Raw genomic sequence first — 1,213 nt, forward strand, 5'->3', positions numbered from 1 at the left:
CTAAACCCAGCTCGCGTACCACTTTAAATGGCGAACAGCCATACCCTTGGGACCTACTTCAGCCCCAGGATGTGATGAGCCGACATCGAGGTGCCAAACACCGCCGTCGATATGAACTCTTGGGCGGTATCAGCCTGTTATCCCCGGAGTACCTTTTATCCGTTGAGCGATGGCCCTTCCATTCAGAACCACCGGATCACTATGACCTGCTTTCGCACCTGCTCGCGCCGTCACGCTCGCAGTCAAGCTGGCTTATGCCATTGCACTAACCTCCTGATGTCCGACCAGGATTAGCCAACCTTCGTGCTCCTCCGTTACTCTTTAGGAGGAGACCGCCCCAGTCAAACTACCCACCAGACACTGTCCGCAACCCGGATTACGGGTCCACGTTAGAACATCAAACATTAAAGGGTGGTATTTCAAGGTCGGCTCCATGCAGACTGGCGTCCACACTTCAAAGCCTCCCACCTATCCTACACATCAAGGCTCAATGTTCAGTGTCAAGCTATAGTAAAGGTTCACGGGGTCTTTCCGTCTTGCCGCGGGTACACTGCATCTTCACAGCGAGTTCAATTTCACTGAGTCTCGGGTGGAGACAGCCTGGCCATCATTACGCCATTCGTGCAGGTCGGAACTTACCCGACAAGGAATTTCGCTACCTTAGGACCGTTATAGTTACGGCCGCCGTTTACCGGGGCTTCGATCAAGAGCTTCGCTTGCGCTAACCCCATCAATTAACCTTCCGGCACCGGGCAGGCGTCACACCGTATACGTCCACTTTCGTGTTTGCACAGTGCTGTGTTTTTAATAAACAGTTGCAGCCAGCTGGTATCTTCGACTGATTTCAGCTCCACGAGCAAGTCGCTTCACCTACATATCAGCGTGCCTTCTCCCGAAGTTACGGCACCATTTTGCCTAGTTCCTTCACCCGAGTTCTCTCAAGCGCCTTGGTATTCTCTACCTGACCACCTGTGTCGGTTTGGGGTACGATTTGATGTTACCTGATGCTTAGAGGCTTTTCCTGGAAGCAGGGCATTTGTTGCTTCAGCACCGTAGTGCCTCGTCATCACGCCTCAGCCTTGATTTTCCGGATTTGCCTGGAAAACCAGCCTACACGCTTAAACCGGGACAACCGTCGCCCGGCCAACATAGCCTTCTCCGTCCCCCCCTTCGCAGTAACACCAAGTACAGGAATATTAACCTGTTTCCCATC

At 52.9% G+C, this 1,213-nt stretch carries 1 rRNA gene; it reads right to left on the bottom strand.

Annotation, left to right across the window (positions count from 1 at the left end):
• Positions 1-1,213 (bottom strand): 23S ribosomal RNA (locus CRI63_RS23670); the annotation flags it as partial.

It is taken from the genome of Escherichia sp. E2661 (assembly GCF_004745185.1).
GTDB lineage: Bacteria > Pseudomonadota > Gammaproteobacteria > Enterobacterales > Enterobacteriaceae > Escherichia.